At 40.9% G+C, this 26,414-nt stretch carries 24 protein-coding genes; 9 read left to right on the top strand and 15 right to left on the bottom strand.

All coding sequences use genetic code 11. From position 1 onward, the window contains the following. Positions 1 to 85 precede the first annotated feature (85 nt). Positions 86 to 1,273 (top strand): vWA domain-containing protein, encoded by a 1,188-nt coding sequence (locus PESP_RS13230; protein WP_089348439.1) that lies wholly within the window; start codon positions 86 to 88, stop codon positions 1,271 to 1,273. Position 1,274: 1 nt separating this feature from the next. Beyond that, positions 1,275 to 1,697, top strand: coding sequence for a hypothetical protein (locus tag PESP_RS13235; protein WP_089348440.1), 423 nt, complete (start codon positions 1,275 to 1,277; stop codon positions 1,695 to 1,697). A gap of 224 nt (positions 1,698 to 1,921) precedes the next feature. On the opposite strand, the gene PESP_RS13240 is transcribed toward PESP_RS13235, so the two are convergent. The 7 genes from PESP_RS13240 to tkt form a co-directional block, all read right to left on the bottom strand. Further along, the gene (locus tag PESP_RS13240; protein WP_089348441.1) at positions 1,922 to 2,659 is read right to left on the bottom strand and encodes an HNH endonuclease signature motif containing protein; all 738 of its coding nucleotides are present in this window, start codon (positions 2,657 to 2,659) and stop codon (positions 1,922 to 1,924) included. Positions 2,660 to 2,719: 60 nt separating this feature from the next. Continuing rightward, entirely contained in the window at positions 2,720 to 3,130 is a 411-nt protein-coding gene (locus tag PESP_RS13245) for a GNAT family N-acetyltransferase (protein WP_089348442.1), read from the bottom strand. 18 nt (positions 3,131 to 3,148) lie between these two features. Then, entirely contained in the window at positions 3,149 to 3,604 is a 456-nt protein-coding gene (locus PESP_RS13250) for a GNAT family N-acetyltransferase (RefSeq protein WP_089348443.1), read from the bottom strand. Positions 3,605 to 3,680: 76 nt separating this feature from the next. Further along, positions 3,681 to 4,916 (bottom strand): NRAMP family divalent metal transporter, encoded by a 1,236-nt coding sequence (locus PESP_RS13255; RefSeq protein WP_089348444.1) that lies wholly within the window; start codon positions 4,914 to 4,916, stop codon positions 3,681 to 3,683. Positions 4,917 to 5,058: 142 nt separating this feature from the next. Beyond that, positions 5,059 to 5,415: a ribosome hibernation-promoting factor, HPF/YfiA family gene (gene hpf / locus PESP_RS13260; RefSeq protein WP_089348445.1), complete on the bottom strand. Its 357-nt coding sequence runs from the start codon at positions 5,413 to 5,415 to the stop codon at positions 5,059 to 5,061. A 178-nt stretch (positions 5,416 to 5,593) separates the two neighbouring features. Continuing rightward, on the bottom strand, positions 5,594 to 5,908 hold the full coding sequence (gene ppnP, locus PESP_RS13265; protein WP_089348446.1) for a pyrimidine/purine nucleoside phosphorylase: 315 nt from the start codon (positions 5,906 to 5,908) through the stop codon (positions 5,594 to 5,596). A gap of 290 nt (positions 5,909 to 6,198) precedes the next feature. Then, a complete protein-coding gene (tkt, locus tag PESP_RS13270) occupies positions 6,199 to 8,190 on the bottom strand; it encodes a transketolase (RefSeq protein ID WP_089348447.1) in 1,992 nt (663 codons plus the stop codon). A 304-nt stretch (positions 8,191 to 8,494) separates the two neighbouring features. Between tkt and metK the strand changes: the two genes are divergently transcribed. The 5 genes from metK to serA all read left to right on the top strand — a co-directional run bounded on the left by metK (position 8,495) and on the right by serA (position 12,885). Then, a complete protein-coding gene (metK, locus tag PESP_RS13275; protein ID WP_004586168.1) occupies positions 8,495 to 9,646 on the top strand; it encodes a methionine adenosyltransferase in 1,152 nt (383 codons plus the stop codon). Between the two features lie 147 nt (positions 9,647 to 9,793). Continuing rightward, positions 9,794 to 10,339, top strand: coding sequence for a hypothetical protein (locus PESP_RS13280; RefSeq protein ID WP_089348448.1), 546 nt, complete (start codon positions 9,794 to 9,796; stop codon positions 10,337 to 10,339). A gap of 19 nt (positions 10,340 to 10,358) precedes the next feature. Continuing rightward, positions 10,359 to 10,955, top strand: a complete 597-nt coding sequence (locus PESP_RS13285) for a 5-formyltetrahydrofolate cyclo-ligase (protein WP_089348449.1) — start codon at positions 10,359 to 10,361, stop codon at positions 10,953 to 10,955. 37 nt (positions 10,956 to 10,992) lie between these two features. Beyond that, on the top strand, positions 10,993 to 11,646 hold the full coding sequence (gene rpiA, locus PESP_RS13290; protein WP_089348450.1) for a ribose-5-phosphate isomerase RpiA: 654 nt from the start codon (positions 10,993 to 10,995) through the stop codon (positions 11,644 to 11,646). 9 nt (positions 11,647 to 11,655) lie between these two features. Further along, entirely contained in the window at positions 11,656 to 12,885 is a 1,230-nt protein-coding gene (gene serA, locus PESP_RS13295; protein WP_058547196.1) for a phosphoglycerate dehydrogenase, read from the top strand. Between the two features lie 97 nt (positions 12,886 to 12,982). Here the strand turns inward: serA and PESP_RS13300 are convergent, their stop codons facing one another. Both PESP_RS13300 and radA read right to left on the bottom strand, forming a co-directional pair. Then, positions 12,983 to 13,915: a hypothetical protein gene (locus PESP_RS13300; RefSeq protein ID WP_089348451.1), complete on the bottom strand. Its 933-nt coding sequence runs from the start codon at positions 13,913 to 13,915 to the stop codon at positions 12,983 to 12,985. A 75-nt stretch (positions 13,916 to 13,990) separates the two neighbouring features. Next, the gene (gene radA, locus PESP_RS13305; RefSeq protein WP_004586161.1) at positions 13,991 to 15,376 is read right to left on the bottom strand and encodes a DNA repair protein RadA; all 1,386 of its coding nucleotides are present in this window, start codon (positions 15,374 to 15,376) and stop codon (positions 13,991 to 13,993) included. Positions 15,377 to 15,738: 362 nt separating this feature from the next. On the opposite strand from radA, the gene PESP_RS13310 reads away from it, so the two are divergent. Continuing rightward, positions 15,739 to 18,216 (top strand): PilZ domain-containing protein, encoded by a 2,478-nt coding sequence (locus PESP_RS13310; protein ID WP_089348452.1) that lies wholly within the window; start codon positions 15,739 to 15,741, stop codon positions 18,214 to 18,216. Between the two features lie 16 nt (positions 18,217 to 18,232). Here PESP_RS13310 and serB read toward each other — a convergent pair whose 3' ends face one another. Next, entirely contained in the window at positions 18,233 to 19,252 is a 1,020-nt protein-coding gene (serB, locus tag PESP_RS13315) for a phosphoserine phosphatase SerB (RefSeq protein ID WP_089348453.1), read from the bottom strand. A 151-nt stretch (positions 19,253 to 19,403) separates the two neighbouring features. Between serB and PESP_RS13320 the strand changes: the two genes are divergently transcribed. After that, a complete protein-coding gene (locus PESP_RS13320; protein WP_089349174.1) occupies positions 19,404 to 20,024 on the top strand; it encodes an AhpA/YtjB family protein in 621 nt (206 codons plus the stop codon). Here the strand turns inward: PESP_RS13320 and PESP_RS13325 are convergent. From PESP_RS13325 to PESP_RS13345, 5 genes are all read right to left on the bottom strand, one after another. Continuing rightward, a complete protein-coding gene (locus PESP_RS13325; protein ID WP_089348454.1) occupies positions 19,991 to 20,758 on the bottom strand; it encodes a TatD family hydrolase in 768 nt (255 codons plus the stop codon). The two genes, PESP_RS13320 and PESP_RS13325, sit on opposite strands and share 34 nt — an antisense overlap. A 12-nt stretch (positions 20,759 to 20,770) precedes the next feature. Next, the gene (gene pdxH / locus PESP_RS13330; RefSeq protein WP_089348455.1) at positions 20,771 to 21,409 is read right to left on the bottom strand and encodes a pyridoxamine 5'-phosphate oxidase; all 639 of its coding nucleotides are present in this window, start codon (positions 21,407 to 21,409) and stop codon (positions 20,771 to 20,773) included. A gap of 280 nt (positions 21,410 to 21,689) precedes the next feature. After that, positions 21,690 to 23,432: an arginine--tRNA ligase gene (argS, locus tag PESP_RS13335; protein ID WP_089348456.1), complete on the bottom strand. Its 1,743-nt coding sequence runs from the start codon at positions 23,430 to 23,432 to the stop codon at positions 21,690 to 21,692. A 62-nt stretch (positions 23,433 to 23,494) separates the two neighbouring features. Then, positions 23,495 to 25,084, bottom strand: a complete 1,590-nt coding sequence (prfC, locus tag PESP_RS13340) for a peptide chain release factor 3 (RefSeq protein WP_089348457.1) — start codon at positions 25,082 to 25,084, stop codon at positions 23,495 to 23,497. A 290-nt stretch (positions 25,085 to 25,374) separates the two neighbouring features. Continuing rightward, complete coding sequence (locus tag PESP_RS13345) at positions 25,375 to 26,409, bottom strand: HlyD family secretion protein (RefSeq protein ID WP_089348458.1); 1,035 nt, start codon at positions 26,407 to 26,409, stop codon at positions 25,375 to 25,377. Between the last annotated feature and the right edge of the window lie 5 nt (positions 26,410 to 26,414).

Below are 26,414 nucleotides of genomic sequence, written 5' to 3' on the forward strand. Positions count from 1 at the left end.
ATAACCACACTACATAGGTTCTGCCTTGCCTAAATACCAAACACACTGCTGTAAATTTAACCTCGAAAGATAAACAGGCCCTTATATGCTAGTACAGTTTTTTTTCACGCTGCGTAAATACCGCCTACCGGTGAGCCTGCGCGAACTACTCGATTTAATTAGCGCCTTAAAAAAAGGCGTTATATTTGCCGATGTAGACGCCTTTTACCATTTAGCACGCACCATAATGGTAAAAGACGAAACCCATTTTGATAGGTTTGATAAAGCCTTTAGCGACTATTTTAGCGGCATTGCCGACTTAGACCTGCTCGAGAGTTTAAAGCAACAGCACAACCTACCTGAAGATTGGCTGCGCAAAGAGTTTGAAAAACACCTAAGCGATGAAGAAAAAGCCCAGCTAAAAGCCATGGGCGGGCTCGACGAGCTTATGAAAACCCTAAAAGAGCGTTTAGAAGAGCAACAAAAACGCCACGCTGGTGGCAATAAATGGGTGGGCACAGGTGGTACATCTCCTTTTGGTGCATACGGCTATAACCCAGAAGGCGTGCGTATAGGGCAAGACGGTAACCGTAATCGTCAAGCGGTTAAAGTGTGGGATAAACGCGAATACCGTAACCTCGATACCGACAGAGAAATTGGTTCGCGTACTATTAAACTTGCCCTTAAAAAGCTGCGTAAATTTGCCCGCACAGGCGCAAGCGACACCCTAGATTTAAATGAGACCATTCGTGCAACTGCCAAACAAGGCGGCATGCTAGATGTAAAAATGGCACCCGAGCGCCACAATGCCGTAAAAGTATTGATGCTGTTTGATATTGGCGGCTCAATGGATGACTACATTCATACCTGCGAAGAATTATTTAGCGCCGCCCACGGCGAGTTTAAACACCTAGAGTTTTACTACTTTCATAACTGTTTATACGAACACGTTTGGCAAGATAACGCGCGCCGCCATTCAAACGTAATCGACACCATGACGCTGATTAATAAATTTACCAGCGACTATAAAGTAATATTTGTTGGCGATGCCACTATGGGCCCATACGAAATTGCCTACCCAGGCGGCTCGGTAGAGCATTACAACGAAGAGCCCGGCAGCGCATGGTTATCACGAATCACCAATCACTTTGATAAAGTCGCTTGGCTCAACCCACAACCGGTTGAACACTGGCCGTACTATCAATCAATTGATTTTATAAAGCAGCTGATGAGTAACAGAATGTACCCGCTGAGTTTAGATGGAATAAGTAGCGCGATAAAAGAGCTGAGTTAAAGTGAATAATAGAAATATATTAAAATTAGTTTTGTTTGCATCACTTATTATAAATTTAGTTTTTATTACTATCTTTATAAGTGACTCTAAAAAAAATGAAAGCATTTATTTATTAGCAAGCAATGTTGAAGCTAAATGCTTGAATGATTGGAAGTCACAAGACTCTAGGGTGCTTTTTATTACCTCTCATCAAATCTTAGGACCAGATCCTTTTACTAAATATAACCTTTTAGAGCTGGGAGGTTATGATCAATCAACATCTTTCACATACGAGTTTTCAGCATGTTTTAAAGATAAATTTTCTACCGTAAGAGCAATTGAAGAGATGAAATATGCTATTGACTTCATGGGTAAGCAATCAAAAAATGTTGGATTTTATAAATTACCAAATTCTAATGAAATTATTGTTTATTCAAATGAATAGCACTTAGGCTAGATTGGCTTAGCTCATAACTCCCTGAGCATTGGCAGTACTATCAATCAATTGGCTTTATAAAAGAGCTAATGAAAAGCCACATGTATGCGCTGAGCTTGGATAGGATAAGTAGAGCGATAAAAGAGCTGAGTTAAAGTTTGACTCAGCTATATTTGTATTAGAGCAGTTTGAATCATCAATTTAAAAAGTAATAGTAGCTTGAGTTATTTACATCAAAAAGAAATACCAACATTACAATTATCTGCAACACATCCAGACAGCTCTGAAGAACCTCCATCAGGAAAGGTTACTTTTAAATAATCACCATTAGCTTCAAAATAGAAGCCTGCAAAAACCATATCCAGACGCGAAACCAAAATATCACACTGCTCTGTGATAGTTAGTACAAGATGTATTTTTCGATGCCTTTCTCTAATAGTTATACAAGGGCCTTTAACTTCTACATCCCAGAGAGAAGAATTAGCTTTCCACTCATTATCTTTAATTTCTAGTGAGACTTCTCCATTAGAGTCTGTAAATAGACCAGATAGCAAAAATGGTTGGCCTAAGTACTCAGGTTTTTTTAATTGAAATAATGCGTAATTTGCAACTTGAATAGGGATTTTACAGTTGCTTAACTTTACACCACCAAAAATTAAAGAAGGATTACGCTCTGGGAAATCAAAAAACTCATTAGAATAACCTTGTTGTAAACACTTTGGCATCCGCATTGCTAACTTTACACGTGACTTTGACCACATTTTTGTAGTTACCTTTGAATGGCATTGTGGACATAGGAGGGTCATATTAGCCGGGTCATGTTTTTTTGCATCTTTAAACTCAGGGTCTACATGTTCGTATTGAATTATTCCTAATCCACAAATAACACAACCGAACCCACATTGCTGACGAATATCCCGCTTTATTTCTGCTGGAATTACTCTACTCAAACCAAATTTATTAACTTCCATATTATTCTGATCCAGTTAAATTATTATATTAAAAACATTTTATTTTTTTGTAGACGTTTATTAAATAAACTTACACATTCCAAACCCTAAACTATCGCCATCACGTTTTACATAACCATAATGTGTATAAAAGCTTTCTTTACCGTGAGCACTTAATAAACCTACTGTAGCGCCATTAGAGCAAGTGTTGGTGAAGTAGTTTTCAATGTGGGTCATTACTAAACGACCAATACCTTGTTTTTGATAACTAGGCGCAACAATTATATCTTGAATATAAAAATACATTGCGCCATCACCAATCACTCTCCCAGTGCCTACCAACTTATCAGTGTCGTATACAGTGACCCAAAAAAGTGAGTTCTCGATGCTTACTTTTAATACTTCATCGTCAGGATTTTGCCACTTTACTTGTGTACGTAAATTAGCAAACCCATCCAGTGCTGGGGCTTCAAATTCAACTTTATAAGCCATAATATCCCTTACTCACTTTTAAAGCACTTTACCCATAAACAAGCTGTACGGATCTAGCTCATAATCACCAAACGGTTCGCACTCTTTAAAACCAAATTGAGAATAAAGTTTTTGTGCGGGTAAAAATGCTTTTGCAGTGCCGGTCTCTAAACTTAACTTGTTATAACCTCGCTGTGCTGCTTCCCCAATAATGTGCGTAAGTAACTTAGCGGCTATGCCTTGGCGTAAATAGTTGCTTGAGGTGCGCATTGATTTAATTTCGCCATGAGTCGCATTGAGCGCTTTTAATGCGCCAACACCCGCCAAATTATTATCAATCCATAAGCTATAAAAGGTTATATCGGGCTGAGTAAGTTTAGTTACATCCAGTGCGTGTACGCTTTCTACAGGTGAGTGCTTTAACATATCGTTATGGTGCGCTTGTAGTAGTTTTATGATGTGTGGGTTTGAAAGCTCGCCTGTTCTTATATCCATTTATGCCTCATTTAAATTTTATGCTTTAGGGCTTTAACTAATGCACTTAAGTAAAGCCCTTAAGTAAATGGCTAATTTAGGCTGCTAGCTTCCACACTACAAACGCAGCAGCAAAACCAACCAAATACACTAGGCCTAGCCACGTTAAGCTGCGTAGTAACACGCTGTGTTTAATAGCGGGTTCTGAGCGTACAAGACTAAAGTTAAGCCATGCAAAAACAGGGGTGGTTACAAAAGCAAGCGTCATGGCAAAGGTAAGCATGGGGCCAAGGGCTGATTTAAAAAATAAAATAACGGCCATGCCAGCTAGTGCTTGCAGTACAAGCCAAATATTTAAGCTGTGTTTTGACTGCTTAAAACCAAGTAATTTGTGTGATTCGTTAAGTGTGCGCGCGTAGCCGTCAAGTACAGTGAGTGTGGTACCGAACATACATAAAAAAGCAATGGCTGATACAAGCGGCCTTGCCCACTCGCCTATTGTGAGTGCGTACATATCGATAAGTTGTTTAGCAAAAGCAACCCCGCCAAGTTCTATATTGCTGCTTTGCCCATATTGCACCAGCACTCCTAAGCTAAAAAATACTAATGCTAAGCACGCTGTTAACCAATACCCTACGTTAAAATCAAATAGGCCTTGGCTTTTAGTGACTGTTTGCTGCGCTTGTTTTTCTTTTAGCCAAAGCGAGCTAAGCGCTGATATTTCTATTGGTGCTGGCATCCAGCCCATTAACGCGACCATAAAGCTCAACATAGCAAGCTCGTATGGCGATGGACCCACATAGTCAGCAGGCGCCATTGGGCCGTTACTGAATGCAATAACCAGCGCAATAACAGTAGCAAGCGTTAATAGCCCCATTATGGCTTTTGCAACGCTGTCGAGCGCTTTAAAGTGCCCTAACAATAATATGGCTAAACACACACCGAGCAATATCCAACACAGTAGCGTTACTTCTATTACTATTGGCAACGCGTAATGCAGTAAGCTTGCTGTAAGCAGTAATACACCGGCGGTATTTACAATGGCAGCAAGTATGTTAAGCCCTATAAAACTATAAAAATAAACAGGGCCTTTATTTTTATAACCTTCTACTAGGCTATTTTTGGTTACTAATGTGTACTCCATACCAAAACGGAAAAATGGGTATTTTAATACGTTTACCGCTAATATAAGCCAAAACAATTGCCAGCCAAATAATGCGCCTGCTTGAGTGGATGCGACTAAGTGAGATCCCCCTATTGCGGCGGTTGCCATTAATATACCAGGGCCTAGGGCGCCCAATCGAGATTTCCAAGATGTGTGTGTTTGCTGCATTAATTTCTCAATATGTGTACGTTATATATTCAAAAGATTAGGTTTTATAATTAAAAAACATAAAGAGAGAATAACTTACCTAAAATCAAGGCAATAAAAAAGAGCCATAAGGCTCTTTTTTATAGTACTTTGGGACTAAACTTTATTTTAACTCCATCTCTTGGATGATTTCGTGTGCTATTTCTGGAGTCGTGCTAACAGGCTTTTCGTGTAAGTTTGCTTTTATTTGCCCTTTTCGATGTTTTAGTGCCGCATCGAGTTTTTTAGTTGCGCTTGCAATAGCTGGGTACATAACTTCGTTTTCCCCTTTTACCGATATACGCGCACCTTCGTAATTTGTGCTAATTTCTACTTGGATTTTATGATGTTCTTTAGACAAAATAATATCGAGTGCAATAAGTGATGGAAAGTGACTCTCGATTTTTGAAAACTTCTCGTTAATGTGTTCTCTAATAGAATCAGTAACGTCTACATGGTGACCAGAAAGATTAATTTTCATAGGGTATCCTTTTATTTGTTACCTCATAAATAGTATTGGGGGCTATTTAGATTAACACAAGGAAAAAGCAGATAATTTTGAAATTAATTTGTTACTAAAGCTGATTTAAATCATAGGTTGTGCAAAGTTTATGCAAAGCCCATAGGGTATGGGCTTTCAGACGTCTAGCCTTTAAGGTTTAGTCTGTATATGAGCAGCAATAATCGGCAAAATCACTCACTTTTACTTTAAAGCTTACGTTAGCATCTACGTTGAATGATTCACCCGCGTTAAATGTTTTCCATTCACTCTCGCCAGGTAATAGAATATCCCACTGGCCACCTAAAAGCTCCATTAATTCTTTTTTGCTGGTATCAAATACAAATTCGCCTGGCTGCATAAAGCCTAATGTTTTTGTAGTGCCGTCGCTAAGCACAACGGTACGGCTTGATACTTTGCCCTCAAAATACACGTTAGCTTTTTTTATCACACTTACATTATCAAACTGAGACATCCTCACTCCTGTTTATATTATTTTTAAAAATCAGCCACCACCTTGCCTGATAGAAAAATACCTTGCAAGGAAAGTACATTGAAAGTTACTCACTTGCGGTTTTAAAGCAGTGTTTTTAAGTATTAGTCGCTGCGCTTTTTATGCGGGCAGGCATAGCCAAAAGCTGAATCTGTATTTCCTGAGTAAACACCAAGCTTGCTTTCGTTTACAGCAACGCTTTTATGTTCGCTCCAACAAAAAAGCCCGCCCTGTTTAACACAGGGCGGGCTTTTAAATATTAAAGCTAACGATTAAAACAATGCGTTTGCTTTCTTTACAATGTTTTCTACTGTAAAGCCAAAGAACTCAAACAGTTCGCCAGCAGGTGCAGACTCACCAAAGGTCGTCATACCTACTACTGCGCCATTTAGGCCTACGTACTTGTACCAGTAATCAGCAATACCTGCTTCTACTGCTACGCGGCGTGTTACAGATGCCGGTAATACGCTTTCTTTGTACTGTGCGCTTTGCTCTTCAAATACATCAGTACACGGCATAGATACAACACGTACCTTTTTACCTTGGCTGCGAAGCTCTGTTGCTGAATCTTGTGCAAGCTGCACTTCAGAACCTGTAGCAATAATAATTAGCTCTGGGTTGCCGTCACAGCTAAGGATGTAACCACCTTTTTTAACATCAGCTAATTGCTGTGCGTCACGTGCTTGTTGCTCAAGGCCTTGGCGAGTAAAGATAAGCGATGTAGGGCCGTCTTTACGTTCAATAGCTTGTTGCCATGCAATTGCCGACTCAACTTGGTCACATGGGCGCCAGTTGTATAAGTTAGGCGTTAAACGCATGCTAGCAATTTGCTCTACCGGTTGGTGAGTTGGACCATCTTCACCTAGGCCGATTGAATCGTGTGTATATACAAAAATACTTGGTTGCTTCATTAATGCAGCCATACGTACCGCATTTTTTGCGTACTCAACAAACATTAAGAACGTTGCACCGTAAGGAATGAAGCCTTTATGAAGGGCAATACCATTCATAATTGCCGACATACCAAATTCACGTACACCGTAGTAAATGTAGTTACCGCTTGCATCGTCTGCAGTTAAACCTTTAGAGCCATCCCAAATTGTTAGGTTTGAGCCAGCTAAATCGGCTGAGCCACCCATGAACTCTGGTAAAATAGGACCAAATGCGTTTAATGCATTTTGTGATGCTTTACGAGATGCAGGGTTTGCAGGGTTTGCTTGTAGTTGCTCAATGTACTCTTGAGATTTTGCAGCCCAATCATCCGGCAGTTCGTTGTTAATACGGCGTTTGTATTCTGCTGCAAGCTCTGGGTATGCGTTTGCGTATGCTGCAAATTTTTCATCCCAGCTAGATTCTTGTTGCTGGCCTTTTTCTTTGCTATCCCACTGCGCGTAAATATCAGCAGGAATTTCGAATGCTTCGCCAGTCCAACCTAAAAATTCGCGAGACGCTTTAATCTCGTCATCACCTAGTGGTGCACCGTGACAGTCGTGGCTACCTGATTTGTTAGGCGAGCCATAACCAATTACTGTTTTACAACAAATTAGTGATGGCTTGTCGGTAACGCTTTTAGCCTCTGCAATTGCAGCACTTACTGCATCGCTATCGTGGCCATCAACGCCGCTTATTACGTGCCAGCCATACGCTTTAAAACGCGCTGGGGTATCGTCGCTAAACCAACCTTCTACTTCACCGTCGATTGAAATACCATTGTCATCCCAAAATGCAACAAGCTTGCCTAGGCCTAATGTGCCAGCAAGTGAACATGCTTCATGAGAAATACCTTCCATTAAACAGCCATCGCCTAAAAAGGCATAGGTGTTGTGATCTACAATGTCGTGGCCTTCACGGTTAAACTGTGCAGCAAGTGCTTTTTCAGCAATCGCCATACCTACGGCATTTGTGATCCCTTGACCTAGTGGGCCCGTAGTGGTCTCGATACCTGGTGCGTAACCATATTCTGGGTGACCTGGCGTTTTAGAATGCATTTGACGGAAGTTTTTAATTTCGTCCAGTGGTAAATCGTAACCAGTTAGGTGTAGTAAAGAATAAATAAGCATTGAACCGTGGCCGTTTGAAAGAATAAATCTGTCACGGTCAGCCCACTCTGGATTAGTTGGATTATGTTTTAGATAATCGCGCCATAATACTTCTGCGATATCGGCCATGCCCATAGGGGCTCCAGGGTGACCAGATTTGGCCTTTTGTACTGCGTCCATTGACAAGACGCGAATAGCATTTGCAAGTTCTTTGCGAGATGGCATGAATTCTCCTACCTTTATGTGTATTTGCGCGGGTACTTATGTGTTCGTTAATGCGCTTAAATAAGTTGAGCGCTGTTATAGCAACCATTCTTACTTAATGTGGGTGCACTGTGCAATTAAAAACCCCATAAATATGGGGCATTATGAATATTTTTTAAGACCAATAAGTTATTACACATTTTATTTAGACGTCTAGGCGTAAAAACACTATGCAAGCAGTTTCGTTTTAGATAAAATACGCCCCTTAATTTTTTAGCGCTAATACCGACGTTTGTGAAGCGCAATATTTGTGAGCAGAAATACAATGGCAAAACATTTATTTACTTCTGAATCTGTTTCTGAAGGTCATCCGGATAAAATCGCCGATCAAATCTCTGATGCGGTACTTGATGCTATCCTAGAGCAAGACTCTCATGCCCGTGTTGCGTGCGAAACTTACGTAAAAACCGGTATGGTTATGGTTGGTGGTGAAATCACGACTAGCGCATGGGTTGATATTGAAGAAATTACACGTAAAACAGTACGTGAAATTGGCTACACACATTCAGACATGGGTTTCGATGCAGACTCATGTGCAATTTTAAACACTATTGGTAAGCAGTCTCCTGACATTAACCAAGGTGTTGACCGTACTAGCCCAGAAGAACAAGGCGCTGGCGACCAAGGCCTAATGTTTGGTTACGCATGTAATGAAACAGAAGTATTAATGCCAGCTCCAATTACTTACTCACACCGTTTAGTACAGCGCCAAGCGCAAGTACGTAAAAGCGGCGAGCTTAACTGGTTACGCCCAGATGCAAAATCTCAAGTTACTTTTGCATACGAAAATGGCAAGCCAGTAGGTATTGATGCAGTTGTACTATCTACTCAGCACGCTGAAGAAATTTCGCAAAATGATTTAGTAGAAGCGGTGATGGAAACTATCATCAAGCCAGTACTTCCTGCCGAGCTTATTACAAGCGCAACTAAGTTTTTCATTAACCCAACGGGTCGTTTTGTAATTGGCGGACCTATGGGCGACTGTGGTTTAACAGGTCGTAAAATCATTGTAGATACATACGGTGGTATGGCGCGTCACGGTGGCGGTGCTTTCTCTGGTAAAGATCCATCAAAAGTTGACCGCTCAGCTGCATACGCTGCACGTTACGTAGCTAAAAACGTAGTGGCTGCTGGCCTTGCTGATAAGTGTGAACTACAAGTGTCTTACGCAATTGGTGTTGCAGAGCCAACTTCAATCAGCGTTGAAACGTTTGGTACAAGCAAGCTAGAAGAAGGTCGTTTAATCGAGCTTATTCGCGAGCACTTTGACCTACGCCCTTATGGCTTAATTCAAATGCTTGATTTAGAGCGCCCAATTTATCAGCCAACAGCGGCTTACGGTCACTTTGGTCGTGACGAATTCCCTTGGGAACGCACAGATAAAGCAGATGCATTACGCGCAGCTGCTGGCCTTTAAGCCAACGCATTAAATTAAAAAACGGCCCTTTTAAGGGCCGTTTTTATATCTAAAGCAAAAGTTAGTAATGAGTTTTAGCTAGTCCTCGAATTACTTGCTGTTTTAGGTATATACTCTTTGCATAATAAAAGCTTAAGGGATAAGTAAATGGCCAATAATTTTCGCGTTATGTTTGTAGGGTTTGCCCAAGGCATTGAACCTAAAACAGCCTGCGTAAATTTAGCAGGTAAATTAAAAACTTCTGAAGATAAAGTTACTCAGTTTTTTAACGGCAAAGCTTTATTTGCACCTAGCAACAAAGACAAAGCACTCAAGCAAGCTAAGCTACTTGCTAGCCTAGGAATTAAAAGCAAAATTCAAGCATTGCCTAGCACAGTAACTACCGCAAGCAGTACAGCAGAAAACCAGCGCGATGAAAGAATTTTTGACGCACTAGATTACATTACTAGCAGCTTAATTCGCCTTGAAGAAAAACTAGAAGAACTTGAGCAAAAACTGCCTGAAAGCGAACTAAAAAAGCCAGCAGATGATAACGATGGTTGGCAAGATGACGACCTAATGCTTGATGAGCAACTTGATGAGCCGGTAAAAAAGCGCAGTAACACACTGCTATATTCGCTTATAGCTACCGCCGTTTTGTTGTTGCTGGTGCTTGCTGTTTACTTAGCTTTTCCTAATTTGGTTTCTATTTAACGTTGGGCGCGTAATTTTAATGAGCAATAAACGTACACACATACGCCAATCTATTCGCCAATTACGCAATAATTTATCAAAAAAGCAGCAAAAAAATGCAGCTGCCCAGCTAAAGTTGAATTTTACTCAACAGTTAAATAGCGATAAAACAGCCTCAAAAAAACATATAGCCATCTACTTTAGTAACGATGGAGAATTAGATACCTCATTGTTAATTAATGAATTATGGCAACAAGGCCACACCCTTTACTTACCCGTTATACACCCATTTAATGGCGCTACTTTACTGTTTCAGCGCTATGAAAAAAACTCACCCATGAGAGCAAATCGCTATGGTATCTTGGAGCCTAAGCTGAACTGCTCTCAAATATGCCCATTACCCAATTTAGATTATCTACTTATGCCGCTTGTAGCATTTGATAACCAAGGTAACCGATTAGGAATGGGGGGTGGATTTTACGACAGAACACTGGCGCAATTACACGCATACAATTGGCAAAAACCACAACTTATTGGCTTAGCACATAGCTGTCAAAAAGTAGATGCTCTGCCAATTGAATCGTGGGATGTACCACTTAAAACCATTATTACTCCCGATAAAATTTATCAATGGTAATAAACACCCACTACACATTTGATATATGAGCATGACAATGACGCAAGACGAATTAAAAAAAGCAGCTGCGTGGGCTGCACTCGAGTTTGTAAAAGAAAACACCATTGTTGGTGTAGGCACAGGCTCTACCGTTAACCACTTTATTGATGCCCTAGGCACAGTAAAAGACACCATAACGGGTGCGGTATCTAGCTCTGAAGCTTCAACAGCGCGCCTAGAAGCGTTAGGTATTGAAGTATTTGAGCTAAATAACATTGATGTACTTGATGTATACGTAGATGGCGCAGATGAAATAAACGCGCAAAACGAAATGATTAAGGGCGGCGGCGCAGCACTTACCCGTGAAAAAATTGTCGCAGCGGTAGCAAAACAGTTTGTGTGTATTGTTGATGACACAAAACTAGTAGATACATTGGGCGACTTCCCGCTTCCGGTAGAAGTTATACCAATGGCACGCAGCTACGTTGCACGTGAATTATTAAAACTTGGTGGCGACCCTGTTTACCGCCAAGGCGTAGTAACAGATAACGGGAACGTTATTTTAGATGTACACAATTTAAGTATTAGTAATGCCAAACAACTTGAAACACAGATTAATTCAATTGTTGGCGTAGTTACCAACGGCCTATTTGCAATGCGCGGCGCTGATAAGGTAATTATCGGCACTAAAAATGGGCCTCAAATTAAATAGGATGAGGTTATGAGTAAGGTATCGTTAGCAAAAGACAAAATTAAAATTCTCTTGCTTGAAGGTGTTCACCAAAGCGCAGTAGAAACGCTTAAACGTAATGGTTACAGCAACATCGACTACGTAAAAACATCCTTACCTGAGGACGAGCTAAAAGAGCGCATTAAAGACGTGCACTTTGTAGGACTTCGTTCTCGTACTCATATTAACCAAGCTGTATTAGAGTCGGCTGAAAAACTAGTAGCCATTGGTTGTTTTTGTATTGGTACAAACCAAGTAGATTTAAGCGCAGCACGTGAGCGTGGTATTGCGGTATTTAACGCACCGTTTTCAAATACTCGCTCTGTAGCAGAGCTTGTACTTGGCGAAATACTGTTGTTATTACGTGGTATTCCAGAGCGTAATGCAGCAGCGCACCGTGGCGGCTGGTTAAAAACAGCAACTGGCTCGTTTGAAGCGCGTGGTAAAACGCTCGGTATTATTGGTTACGGCCACATTGGTACGCAACTAGGTATTATGGCTGAAAACATAGGTATGAACGTAGAGTATTACGATATCGAAGATAAACTCTCTTTAGGTAACGCAACACAAGTACATAACCTAACACAGCTTTTACAACGTGCTGATATTATTAGCTTACACGTTCCAGAAACACCGCAAACTAAAAACCTGATTGGCACTGCTGAACTTGCCGTAATGAAGCAAGGCTCTATATTAATCAACGCTTCACGCGGTACTGTGGTAGATATTGATGCACTAGCCGAAGCGCTTAGCGAGAAAAAACTAAGCGGCGCTGCTATTGATGTATTCCCGGTTGAACCAAAATCTAACGAAGAAGAGTTTGTATCGCCACTGCGTGAATTCGACAACGTTATATTAACGCCGCACATTGGTGGTTCAACCCAAGAAGCGCAAGAAAACATTGGTATTGAAGTAGCCGGTAAATTAGCTAAATACTCAGATAATGGCTCAACTATTACCGCTGTTAACTTCCCTGAGGTTTCGCTGCCAGAGCTTGCTAACCGTAGCCGCTTATTGCACGTGCACCACAACCGCCCTGGCGTACTTACGCAAATTAACCAAGCGTTTGCCCAGCACGGTATTAATATTGCAGCTCAGTACTTACAAACTGATGAATCAATTGGTTATGTAGTTATTGACGTAGATACCGATCAATCAGAAGTTGCGCTTAAAGAGCTAAGCGCAGTAGAAGGTACAATTAGAGCGCGTATTCTTCACTAAAATAGCTATCAGCTGAAAAAATAAAAGCCGTACTTGATTAATCAAGTACGGCTTTTTTGCTTTAAACAGACAGATGATAATGTATAGCTTATCGCTATTATTCGCCTTTAACTTCTAAGTTAATAAATTTAACTAGCTCTTCTGGCTGGCCAGCTAACATCATTATTTGCTGGTTTACTTCCATCATGGTTTTACCTTCAGGCAATTTTGCCGATACGCTTAAAGAGTTTAGGCCTTTGGCAAAGTCAGTAAGCGATTGTGCAATTTCTTCAGTTACGGGAGCTTGCTGCAATTGTTGCTGTAGCGTCATTTGCATTTGCTCAAGCGTCATACCTTGTTTTTCAAGCTCACTCACAAATAGCTCTTTTAATTTGCCTTGGTTATTAAGTACTAAATTAATTTTACGAGGCTCAAGCTTGCTCATAGCTTGCATCACTAAGGTTTGCTGTTGTAACTCTTGCTCGTAAGTAAGTGGCGTGTCACCTGCTTCTTGCTGCGCTTTGCTTATAGCAAGAGACGCGTCCATTAATGCTTTAGCATTGGCAAGGCCTACATCCATATTAAAACTAACAATATCTTTTGCATCGAGCTTTAAAACCACATCGCTGTCGCCAGATTGCTCATCGTAATCAAGCGATGAGCTTAAGTCGTAACTTGCTGAGGCGAGCATTTCGTTTGTATCAGCTGGCAGTTTTGCTACAAAGTCTTTATCAAACTGAAAACTTTTAACTTCAAACGATGTATGTGGCGATATTTTATCGGTTTCGTAACCAGTGACTTCTATACTTTGAATATGCGCTACATTTTCGCCCTCTGGGCCAATTACTTCCATGTTAGTGATTTCAACACTTTGAGAAATAACACTTGCCGATAAACCCGCATATTTAAACGTTGCACCAGTTTGATCGCTTACTAAAGCTAGCTGCTTATCTACTTCAATACGTACTTCTTGGGTTGCTACATAGTTTGCGTAGCTAATGCCACCCACACCTGCTGCAACAATGGCTATGGCTATTACGAGTTTTTTCATGTTATTTCCTTATTCTGTTCTTTGTATAAATTGTGTTGGCTCAAGAGTAACATTGCATGGCAATCCCTGTAAGCGTTAATTAATCAAACTAAGCAGCTCATGCACTGTTTTTACAGGCGTAATTTTAGCGCCTAAGCCTTCCATAGATTTATGGTAATTACGAAATGGAATAAATATTTCGGTAAAACCATGCTGCGCCGCTTCTTTAACTCGCGGTACACCACTGTCGATTGGGCGTACGTCGCCGTTTAAGCTAAGTTCACCCATAATGCAGGTTGTACGCGGTACTACAAATTCGTTTAAGCTACTTAAAAGCGCAGTCACTAACGCTAAATCAATACAGGTTTCGGTTTCATCAATTCGTAAGCCGCCCACAATATTAAAAAACGTATCGTGGAATATTTTGGTTTTGGTGTGTTTACGTAAAATACCAGTAAGCATTTTTATTCGGTTCATGTTTAAACCTACACATACTCGCTGTGGGAATTCAGCTTCGGTTTCGGTAGTTAAACATTGTATTTCGAGCAATAAGTTACGGTTACCTTTACGAATACAGGTAATGGTAGAGCCTGGCGATTCGGTACTTGAACCCGATAAAAAAATCTCGCTTGGGTTATCTACACTCAACATCCCCCGTTCGCACATTTTAAAAATACCTACGGTATCAATGTCGCCAAAGCGGTTTTTATTTGCCCGAAGCGTTCGCACCTGCCCATCGTTAGTATCTATATGCAAAAGCGCATCAACGATATGTACTAATGTTTGCGGCCCTGCTATTTCGTTATTTTTATTTACATGGGCAATAATAAACATGGTGACATCGTTTTGCTTACAGTATTGTGTAAGCGCTTGCGCAGCACTTTTCACTTGCGAAGGCGAACCTGGGCTGCCATTGGCGGTATCGGTAACCACTGCTTGAATAGAGTCTATTACTGCAAACTTAATTTTGTTTTTATCAAGCTCTTCAATAATGGTTTCTACGCTGGTTTCGGACAGTAAATAGAGTTCATCGGCGTTGTAGTTAAGCTTTAGTCTGTTTACACGGTTTTTAAACTGCGACAGCGACTCCTCTGCCGTACAATAAAGCGATGGCATACGCTGCGACATTCTGGCTACTAAGTCAGATAAAAGCGTTGTTTTACCCGCACCCGGATCGCCGGAAATAATATTAACCGAGCCTGTAGTAACACCACCACTAAGTACACGGTCAAGCTCACCAATTTCGGTCAGTTGTTTTTCTGCTTCAGTGGTTGCAACGTCATCAATTTTTTTAGACCCACCACCAATACCCCCCGCATAACCGCCAACGGTTGCACGTGCTGCTGCTTTTTTACTTTGCCCTGCTGAGGGTTTAAATTCAGCCAATGTGTTCCACGCACCGCAGCGACACTGACCCTGCCAACGTTGATAGTTCATACCGCATTCTGTACAAACAAATTCTACTTTTGCCGCTTTAGCCATTTATAACCTTACCTACTATTCTTTAAATTTAAAATGCGTGCCCTTGGCAGCATACTTTATCTTTGGGGATGATTTGCCAAGCAGTATCACTTTACTAATACTGTTTATTGGCTCTACTATCGAAACAAGCTCGTACAGTTTTCTCTTTTACTATAAGTTAGGGCATACTTATTGCTTTTAAATACTTGAAAGTAACTTGCCAACAAATTGGCATTTAACACATAATAACAAGAGTTAAACTGTACTTATACGAATAATCGTACCTATATTAATAACATAGCACGATGTTACGTTTATTGAATTTTCAAATAAATGGACTTTACAGTATACCTACTTTTCAATTAGACGGTGACGATTTATAAATGGCTGAAGACATACTGCTCAAACACGAAGACCTCGTTAATGAGCTCAAAACCTATTTAGGTAACGCGAAGTTTGACCTAATTTTCAAATCTAAAACCGCTGGGTTAACTAAGCCCGAGCAGTTTTTGATGAAAATGGAAATGTCGCGCTTATCTCAGCCTGTTGCCCGCTTTGTAGACCTTAGAGGGTTAGTTACTGGACAAGTGCGCCCATACGAGCACAATGGTAAACAACACTTTATGGACGATACAGCAATAGAAGTGTTTGAAGCTGCGCTTAAACAACACGGAGGATACACCTTAGCTGTTTACGAAGCTGTAATGAACACCGAAAACAACCACCGCGTATTACAAAAACAAGCCCAAGAACAAAATGAAGATCAAGCCCCAAATGATTCTCTAACTACTGAAGTAGTAAAGTTTGCCGCGTATGAAAGTCGCTGTGAAGAGCGCATGAACTACTCAATTAAAGTTAAAGTTGAGTACAATGATCATAAAAATATTGCCGCTAGCACATCAGACATTTCTTTAAGTGGCTGTAAAATTAAGCTTTCAACACGCCAAGTTATTAAAAAAGGGCAACTTATTGCCATGCGTTTAGTCGGCCTTGAGCAAGACTTTGAGCTAGGCCTTAAAAATGGTATTCAATACGAAGTGGTTGCAGTGGAAAGTATTTCTCGTGAATATAACCATATTCGTTTAAAGCGCACCTACATTGAAAACAATGAACAATTTGACGACTTTTTAGAAAGCTTTATCCATGGCAATAAGCGCCGCTATAAAGTTAATTTAGATAACACCTTGGATGCGGTTGTATCTAAAGGTTATGAGCAATATTACATTCCACGTGTTACCTCTTTATATGTGTTTTTAAGTCAAAAAGAGGAGCAAATTGTTCCTAGCTTAAGCCTGACCACTGAAAATAATATTTTTATTCAACGCTATTTTACCGATGAGCGCAAAGTACCTTGTTTATACAGCATCTTAAATAACAAGCGTATTAGCCTAATGCTTAAGCAAGCGACCGCAGTAAAAGAAGATTACCTATATACGTTTACTCATGTCTCTGCTGGCAAAATTTATTTTTACTCAGCAACGCGAAGTGAGCTTAATAATAACCCTAAACTAAAAAATTTATTTTTAGGCTTTGGTAGTCAAAAAGACAGCTGGCAATGTTTTAAATTACAAATAATGCCAAGCCACCCTGATGATTCGTTCATTCCTTTATCGCTGCCCAATTCGGCAGGTAAAAACGTAGAAAAATTAAATAAGCCACCTTCACCAAGGGTTTCTGGGTTAATTAAGGATGTGAAGTACATTGCTGTTTTAACCGCTATTGGTAATAAAGAAGAGCAGCTTAATTACAAAAAAATGCCTTATCAAAAAGAGCTTGTAAATCAGCTTAAGCATTTTGGCCATGCCAAACATAACAAGCCACCCTACTTAGACAGTGTGGCGCTTGAGTATGTAAATTTACGCTCGCATAAGCGTTATTTATATAAAACACCAGCAGAGCTTACTATAAACGATAGCCAGTATAGCGCTCATACCCGCGATTTTTCAGTGATGGGGCTACAACTAGAGTTAGCAACGCCTGCAAAATTTAAAAAAGGCGATATTGTTTTATTGTCGTTCCCTGATTTACAAAAAATAACTAAAAAGCATAATCTTAGCGAATTAAAATACGAAGTAATGGCAATTAGTAAATCGTTTACCACTATTAATTTAAAAGCAAACAGAGTGGCTGATTTACCACATGCTGGGGTTAACTTTTTTACTCAGCTAATTGAAAGTAACAAAGACAAATTAAAAGTATCGGAAGAGACACCTAAAATAGAGGGGCTATCTACCGCACTTAGAAATATGGTGACGAAAAGTGTTTGCCAATTCCCACTTTATTTACACAAAGAGGCAAGCCACTTTACTCCTGGTGCCATTGGCTTTGGCTTATATGCCAGCCCTATCCACGTAATTTTGCAAAACTTTGGCTTATTAAGTAATAAAACAGATTTAAGCCATGTTTTAACATCGCAGCAAATTATTGATGTGATCACCCCAAATATTAAAGACCGAAGCCGCCAAGACCCACCGCTCGCATTTACTCTAGCAATTAACTTTAACCCTAAAGAAGACACCATTGATAAAGCGATAACTAGTCAGTGTATTTTAGGTGAAGACTATACAGCCTTTAAAGAGCAAATTAGCAGCGCAGTAAAGTCACAGTTAGTATTTGTAATGCGTTTGTATTTATCACGTACTGGGCGCCCAGATACCGATTATTTATCTAACGAGCTAAAGTATGTAAGCCAATACGCCATGCACAAAGCTAAAGATATAGAAGAAGCGCTTTGGGCTGTATCTGGGGTGGGCGATATTGTAGATATTACTGAGGAAGCCCTTAGTCATTTAGCGCTTGATCAAAAGCAAGTAGAGCAAATGGGTCGGCGCAAGCTATTATGGTTAAACCGCTTACGCTAAACCCTATTTAAATGTTTTATTGCTTATGTAATGGAATTGCCAGCATATAAAGCAATTGTAGTAATGAGCCTTGGCATATAGCCGCTTGAGCTTGTTCAACTACTTTTGGTTTACCATGTACGGCAACCCCTAACCCTGCTTGTGCCATCATGACTAGGTCATTTGCGCCATCGCCAATGGCGACAGTTTGCTCCTTTTTAAGCTGAAGTTTTTGTTGAAGCGATTCTAGAATAAGCGCTTTTTGCTGCGCATCAACAATACCCCCTAACACTTTTCCAGTTAGTTTATCGTCTTTAAATTCCAGTATATTTGCGTGTACTTCATCTAAATTTATAAGCTGCTGAACACGTTCTGCAAACGGTACAAAACCGCCCGATGCTATGGCTAAATACCAATGATGCTGCTTTAAAATTTGGCACAACGCTTTAATGCCCGGCATTAAAGGTAAGCTCGTTTTTAAATCTTCAATTAAGCTTTGTTCAATCCCCGCTAATTTAGCAACACGCTGATTAAGACTTTCGCTAAAATCAAGCTTGCCTGCCATAGCAAGCGCAGTAACTGAAGCTACTTCGTCGTAAACATTGGCTAAGCGAGCAATTTCGTCAATACACTCAATTGTAATTGCCGTTGAGTCCATATCCATAACCAATAAGCCTGGCTCGTATAAGTTAGGGGGTGTGCTAACTTGCACTAATTGGCAATCAAGTGTGTTTGCAAACTCTTGTAGTATTAGTGGATTAAGTGTTTGCTGTGCATCTTGCGCATAAAAACACAGTGCTGGCGCTAAACCAAGATCGGGTTGATATTGGCACACGGCTGTTACTTTATGCTCATGTTTAGCTAAAAAATCAATAATGCATGCAACATGCACAACTTCAAAATCCCCAGCAAACGCAATACTAAATAACCCTAATTTTTTATCTGGGATAGTATCAGCGGGTATAAAATTTCCCTTATTGTAGCTAAACCACGTGTTTAGCGTTAACGGGTATAAGGCTTGCTCAGCAGCTGGCTGTGCCATGTTCGTTTGCGACATGGGATCTCCGTGTTTATTATTTATTTTTCCTGATATGGGCGTTTAAAAAAGTATTATTAGCGCTAAATTCGCCATCAGGTGGGATTTAAGGTTATAGTTACAGTAGTTGTAACATCAAATCAAAATGCTGTCAGCAGCATATACGGTGACTATGAAAAATAACCATATAAAAAGCCCTTTATCTGCATCACAAAGAAAGCGAATCGTTCGTTTATTGTTAGCTGCGGGCTGTTTTGTATTACTAAGTTTTGTAGGTGTGAATAGTAGCTTTGAGAGCCACCAGCTACTTTATAATAGCGCCGATGATACCGCCAAGAGCTTAACCCGCTTTATGGCGCTCAATGCTAAAGAACCATTACAGGCAAAAAATAAGCCTCAACTAAATGCGCTGTGCAACGATATAAGCAAAGACGAATTTGTGCTCTCTGCTACTATTTACGATCAACAAGGTGTGCTTATAGCTAGCAGCGACCATTGGCAATCGCATCATGTATTTGGTCAATTACCAGAGTCGACTCCAGGCATAAGTAAATTAAAAACCCCGTTTGTAGAGCCTGTAGTAAGCGATTTAGACAAACCCCTTGGTTTTGTTTCTATTACGTATTTAACGCGGGCTGCAATTTCAGACAGCCACAATCATTTTCATGATTTAGGTAGGCAAGTTTTATTGATGCTCGTTATTGCGTGTATTTTTACTTGGCAGCTAGGGCGTGGACTCAAGCGTTGGCAGGTAAACCGCTATATGCAAAAAACCTCTGAGCAAGAATCATAAAGCGCTTTAGCAAGCGCCTCTTTATCGCCACATTGTTTTAAACTACATAGTACGTTGAACACATTTGGAATGTGTAGCGGCGTATTAATTTCACCTTGGTGACCGCTCAGTGGCATTGAGGGTGAGTCGGTTTCGAGCACTAAATGTTGTGGCTCAATTTGAGCAATGACATTACGGGTTTTAGCTGCACGCTCGTAAGTTATTACCCCACCTACCCCTAATTTAAAGCCCTGTTTAATATAATAGTGCGCTTGCTGCAGTGACCCCGAAAACGCATGTATTACGCCACCACATTTTGGCTTACAGCGTTTAAACGATTGCGCAATTAAATCATGACTTTGCCTATGGTGGACAATAAGTGGCAAATTTAGCTCATTAGCAATAGTTATTTGCTGATCAAACAATCTCGTTTGTTTTGCAAGGTTTTCAATATTTCTATCGAGCCCACACTCACCTATTGCCACCAGCTGGTTAATGTTTGCTTTTGCAAAATCAAACAGCTGCGCTAGGTGAGCGTCTTTATGATCAGCTAAAAAGTAAGGATGAAGCCCTGCGGCAATGTGTATTCGAGGGTATTTACTTTTAAGCTCAATTAATTGTTTAGATTGCGCCAAGCTAATCCCCGGCACAACAAAGCGCTCAACGCCCTTTGCCACACATGCTTTTATAAGTGATTCGCGCTCTGCGTCAAACTCATTAAAATCAAGGTGGCAGTGGGAATCCATAAACTTCATAGCGTAAAGCGCTTAAGGGTTTAAGCGTGTTATTTGCCAGCTATTATCATCTTGGCGCTGGTACATAAAGCGGTCGTGCAAACGGTGTGCGCCGCCTTGCCAAAACTCAATTTTAGTAGGCATTACGCAGTAACCGCCCCAAAAATCAGGAAGTGGGATTTCACCTTTGGCAAACTTGCTTTTCATATTAGCAAAGGTTTCCATAAGTACTTTTCGCGACGATACTGGCCTGCTTTGCGCTGAAGCCCATGCAGCTAATTGGCTTTCTTTAGGGCGTGATAAAAAGTATTTTGCCACGGCTGATGTAGGTAATGGTCTAGCCTCGCCGTACACAATTACTTGGCGCTCCATATGGTGCCACGGAAAATGCAGCGATATTTTATTATTACCTTTTAGCTCTTGTGCTTTACGAGAGCCTGTATTAGTAAAAAATACAAACCCGTTATCATCAAGGTGCTTTAATAGCACAATACGCTGCGAAGGTTGTCCGGTTTCATCAACCGTTGCCACAACCATAGCCGTTGGGTCTGGAATATTACTGCCCACAGCATGTTCAAGCCACGTTTCAAATTGTTTGAATGGGTCATCTTGCAACGTATCTTCGCTTAGCGCGTCTTGCAGGTATTCACGGCGGATATCTTCGAGTTTCATAAACAAATCCTTCTCTGTTTATTAAAGCGTATGTGGGTAAGTAGGGTCAGGCAATTAATCGTTATAAGAGCAAAAATGAAAGTGTTTTGTTTAATATTAGTTTAATGTTGGGTTTAGTTTCACTCAACCCAACCTACGGTGCAAACCTGCCATCTGCAAGTGTAGGAGTGCTGACAAGGCGAAGTGCTTTTTTATGCCAAGGAGCATACGATTAGTATGTGACTTAGGCTAAAAAAGCACGACAACGCAGTCAAAGCGAGCTACACGAAGCAGAAGGTGATTACATTTGCTCCATGACTTCAATGCCAAGTAAATCCAATCCAGTTTTCAGCGTATCTGCCACTAAATTACACAACACTAAACGGCTGTCACGTACGCTTGGCTCTACGCCTTCTTTAAGTACTGGGCAGGCTTCGTAGAATGTCATGTATAGGCTAGCTAACTCGTATAAGTAACCACATAATACGTGCGGAGTGGCCTCGTTGATCATTAAATCAAGCACTTCTTCAAGCTGTAGCAGTTTAAGTGCGAGTGCTTTTTCTTGCGGCTCTGTAATAGCTACATCGGCATTTAGCGTAGCAGCATCTACACCTGATTTACGGAAAATACTACGCACGCGAGTATAAGCATATTGCAGGTAAGGTGCTGTAGCGCCTTCAAAGCTTAACATGGTGTCCCAGTTGAATATGTAATCGCTGGTACGGTGCTTAGAAAGGTCAGCATATTTAACTGCGCCAATACCTACTTTACGCGCAATTTCTCTGCGATCATGATCAGACAAATCAGATTCACGCTCAGCTAGCTTTGTTGCTGCACGGCTAATTGACTCTTCTAATAAATCGGCAAGTTTAACAGTGCCACCGGTACGGGTTTTAAATGGTTTACCATCGGCGCCCATCATGGTGCCAAATGGGCAAAACTCGTAACTTGTTTCATCGCGTAAAAGGCCTGCTTTACGTGCGGTAAGCTCTACTTGATTAAAGTGAAGGCTTTGGCGCGCATCAACAAATATTAAAATACGTTCAGCACCTAAGGTGTTTGAGCGGTAGTTACACGCGGCTAAATCGGTGGTTGCATATAAAAAACCACCGCCAGATTTTTGCACGATAAACGCAGATGGCTCGCCATCTTTATTGGCAAGCTCATCTAAAAACACCACTTGTGCGCCTTGCGACTCTACAGCAATATTTTTATCTTTTAATAGGCTAATAATATCGTTAAGTTCGCTGTTGTAAGCACTTTCAGCCATAATATCATCTTGAGTAAGCGTTACATTTAGACGTTTGTAAACTTCTTCAGAGTGCTTAACAGAGGTTGCTATAAATAGTTTCCATAGCTTTTCACAGTGCGCATCACCGCCTTGTAGTTTAACGACGTAATCACGAGCTTTATCGGCAAAGCCTTCTTCATCGTCAAAACGTTTTTTAGCATCGCGGTAAAACGTTTCTAAATCAGCAAGCGCTACCGACTCTAAGTCTACGCCTTGGCTAATTTGATCTTCTAAATGTGCAATCAGCATCCCAAATTGTGTGCCCCAATCGCCCATGTGGTTTTGACGAATTACTTTATCGCCTCTAAATTCAAGGGCGCGTACAATGGCATCACCAATAATGGTTGAACGTAAATGACCTACGTGCATTTCTTTTGCAAGGTTAGGCGATGAGTAATCTACCACAACAGTTTGTGGGTTAGCGTGCTCGTTTACGGCAAGCTTTGCATCGCTGTTAGCTGCTTTTACACTGTTGGCTAAAAACTCAGGCTTTAAATGAATATTTATAAAACCAGGGCCGGCAATTTCAGTTTTTTCAGCAATGTCGGTTACATCTAGGTTATCAATAATTTTTTGCGCAAGCTCACGTGGGTTGCTTTTCATTTTTTTAGCGGCGCCCATTGCACCATTAATTTGGTAATCACCAAACTGTGGGCGTGTGCTTTGTGTAACAGCTGGGTTTGTATCTTCAGGTAGGCCTGCTGCGATCATAGCGGCAATGGCTTTTTCTACTAAAATAGTACGAATGTTCATTATATTATTTACCTTTGTAAGCCCGCCTAAGCAGGCTTTCAGTTAACTGTAGTCAGTTGATTCTAGTTTTCGCGAGTATGGTTAAAGGTTACTTCTGGGTAACGCTCTGTCGATAAATTAAGATTTACACGGCTCGGTGCTATGTAAGTTAAATTATCGCCACCATCAAGTGCTAAGTTGCTTTCGCACTTGCGTTTAAACTCTTCAAACTTTTTAACGTCAGTTGAGCTTACCCAGCGCGCTGTATTTACGTTTACACCTTCGTAAATAGCATCTACGTTGTACTCAGCTTTTAAGCGCGCTACAACTACGTCAAACTGTAGTACACCTACCGCGCCTACAATTAAGTCGTTATTAATAAGCGGTCTAAATACTTGTACTGCACCTTCTTCAGAAAGCTGTACTAAACCTTTTAATAGTTGCTTTTGTTTAAGCGGATCGCGCAAACGAATACGACGAAATAGCTCAGGCGCAAAGTTAGGAATACCGCTAAATTTAAGCTTTTCGCCTTGCGTAAAGGTATCACCAATTTGAATTGTGCCGTGGTTATGTAGGCCTATAATATCGCCTGCGAATGCATCTGCTGCACGCTCACGATCGCCCGCCATAAAGGTTACCGCATCAGAAATGCTAATTTGCTTACCTAGGCGTACGTGGTTCATTTTCATGCCTTGGCTGTATTTGCCCGACACAATACGCATAAAGGCAATACGGTCACGGTGTTTAGGGTCCATATTGGCCTGAATTTTAAACACAAAACCGGTAAAATTTTCTTCGGTAGCAATTACTTGGCGGTCTTCTGTTTCACGTGGTAATGGCGTAGGCGCCCACTGCGTTAAGCCATCAAGTACGTGATCAACACCAAAGTTACCAAGAGCAGTACCAAAGTACACTGGTGAAAGTTCACCCGCTAAAAATAGTTCAAGGTCAAACTCGTTTGACGCACCAATAACAAGCTCTAGCTCTTCACGTAATTGCTCGGCGAGTTCTTCACCAATGGCGGTATCAAGCTCTGGGTTATCAAGGCCTTTTACTGTACGAACTTCTTGAATAGTATGACCTTGGCCTGTTTTGTATAAAACTGCTTCGTCGTTATGAATGTGGTAAACACCTTTAAACTCTTTACCACAACCAATTGGCCACGTAATCGGTGCACAGGCAATGTTTAGCTCTGTTTCTACTTCATCAAGTAGCTCCATTGGGTCACGAATATCACGGTCACACTTATTCATAAAGGTAACAATAGGGGTAGTACGTAAGCGCGTAACTTCCATTAGCTTACGGGTACGTTCTTCTACACCTTTTGCGGCATCAATAACCATTAAGCACGAATCTACCGCAGTTAGCGTACGGTAAGTATCTTCTGAGAAGTCTTCGTGTCCAGGAGTATCAAGTAAATTAACCAGCGCATTGTTATACGGAAATTGCATTACAGAGGTCGTAACCGATATACCACGCTCTTTTTCCATTTCCATCCAGTCAGACTTTGCATGCTGATTAGAGCCACGGCCTTTTACTGTTCCGGCTTTTTGAATCGCTTGTCCGAACAAAAGTACTTTTTCGGTGATGGTGGTTTTACCAGCATCCGGGTGCGATATGATTGCAAAAGTCCTTCGCTTGCTAATTTCGTTGATAATATTCTGGTCTGCCATTAATAAGTTCTTTTAGTTTGATGCCAAGTTACATGCATAACATTAAGCGTATGCAAGGCAACCCGTTAAGTTGATCGTTATTAACTGGGCTTTGAGCAATTTAGTGTGAATAAATTGACAACAATTAACGCCATATAGCTAATTTTTTAATAGTGGCAATTGTAACAGGAGTCGGTATAAAAGTGTGCTATCTAACTCAAAAATATCTTGGCTTTATATGTAAAGTGGAGGGAGTAACTAATTTAAAGGGCCAGCAACACGGTTACTGGCCCTGTAATTAAGGCAATGCGTTACTGCGTTATTGAAATGCTTGGTACAACCGACATTCCTACACGTAATTGCTTAAGCGCTGGCTGGTTTGCATCTAGGCTAATTTTAACTGGTAAGCGCTGCACAATTTTAGTGAAGTTACCCGTGGCGTTGTGTGCACCAATAGCTGAATAGCTTACTCCACTGGCAGGGCTTAGGCTATCAACGTGGCCGCGTAAAATTTGCCCTGGTAGTGCATCTACTTTTATTTCAACTTCTTGACCTACTTTTACGTTAGCTAGTTGAGTTTCACGATAGTTTGCACTAACAAACACTTTATCAAGTGGTACAACAACCAATAGTGGGCTACCTGGTTTTACATATGCACCTACACGCACCGATTTTTGGCCAATTATGCCATCAATAGGCGCTGTAATTTGGGTGTACGATAACTTAAGCTCTGCATCAACTACGCGCGCATTCGCTTGCACTAGCACAGCTTTGGCTTTTTCAATATCGGCACGTAAAATTTCAATCTGCTGCTGTGCAGCATTAAGGCCTGCTTGGTTTTTATGCAAGTTTGCTTTTTGAATAGCCAGCTTTGCTTGTGCTTCTTCTCGTGCTTGTACAGTGCCTGAGCCATCAGTTGCTAGGTTGGTATAACGCTTTAAATTTAACTGCGCTAATTTAAGCGATGCAGTGTCGGCCTCTGCAGCAGCTTGCGCTTGTTGTACCAGCGAATCTTGATAAGTTAACTTAGCTTGCAAGCTAGTTATACTTGCTTTAGCACTATTAGCTTGGGCTTTAGCAGCATCTAGAGCCACAACAAAATCGCGATTATCTATGGTGGCAATTAAATCGCCTTTTTGTACTTGCTGATTATCTTTAATTAGTACTTGCTCTACCGTGCCAGGTATCCGCGGTGCCACAAAGGTAAAGTCGGCTTGCACGTAAGCATCGTCCGTTGTTTGAGTTGCACTTTGCGACTGATGTTTATTTAGATAAATAATACTGCCCGCAATAACGACAAGTATTGTTGCTGCAACGGTTAATTTAACTACTTTTGGTAAGGCCATAATAT

It is taken from the genome of Pseudoalteromonas espejiana DSM 9414, from assembly GCF_002221525.1.
Classification (GTDB): domain Bacteria; phylum Pseudomonadota; class Gammaproteobacteria; order Enterobacterales; family Alteromonadaceae; genus Pseudoalteromonas; species Pseudoalteromonas espejiana.